The sequence below is a fragment of the Acidovorax sp. HMWF018 genome, assembly GCF_003061035.1.
Lineage (GTDB): Bacteria > Pseudomonadota > Gammaproteobacteria > Burkholderiales > Burkholderiaceae_C > Acidovorax > Acidovorax delafieldii.
In genome coordinates this window covers 1-562 of record NZ_QAIM01000385.1, presented here as the reverse complement: position 1 = coordinate 562, position 562 = coordinate 1, and the positions used below count along the sequence as shown (strand labels likewise).

Here is a 562-nt window from a genome sequence, read left to right as displayed (position 1 = left end):
CCGCCAGCCTGGTGGTGGGAGTGGCGGCTGCGCAATCGAGCCAGTCCACCATCGTGGTGACGGCGGTCGCTGGGCTGGTGGCGGGCGCCATGTCGATGGCGGCGGGCGAATATGTGTCGGTGCATTCGCAGGCCGACACCGAAAAGGCAGACCTTGACCGCGAGCGCGCGGAGCTGGCCACAGACCCCGCGGCCGAGGCGCGCGAACTGACCGCCATCTACGTCGGCCGGGGCCTGACCCCTGAGCTGGCCCAGCAGGTGTCAGCGCAGCTGATGGCGCACGACGCGCTGGGCGCACACGCGCGGGACGAGTTGAATGTGTCCCCGGCGCTGGCCGCCCGTCCGGTGCAAGCGGCCCTTACATCAGCCGCCAGCTTTGCGATAGGGGCAGCACTGCCGCTGGCTGTTGCCGTGGTGGCGCCCGCCAGCAGCCTGCTGTATGCGGTGGCGGGCTCGGCGCTGGTCTTTTTGGCCCTGCTGGGGGCTGTGGCAGCGCGCACAGGTGGCGCAAGCATGGCCGTGGGGGCCTGGCGCGTGACCTTCTGGGGGGCCCTGGCCATGGC

General features: G+C 71.5%; 1 protein-coding gene. It reads left to right on the top strand.

All coding sequences use genetic code 11. The features are described 5' to 3' along the window. The coding region (locus DBR23_RS15085; protein WP_233250473.1) for a VIT family protein at positions 1-562 on the top strand (562 nt) is incomplete at both ends.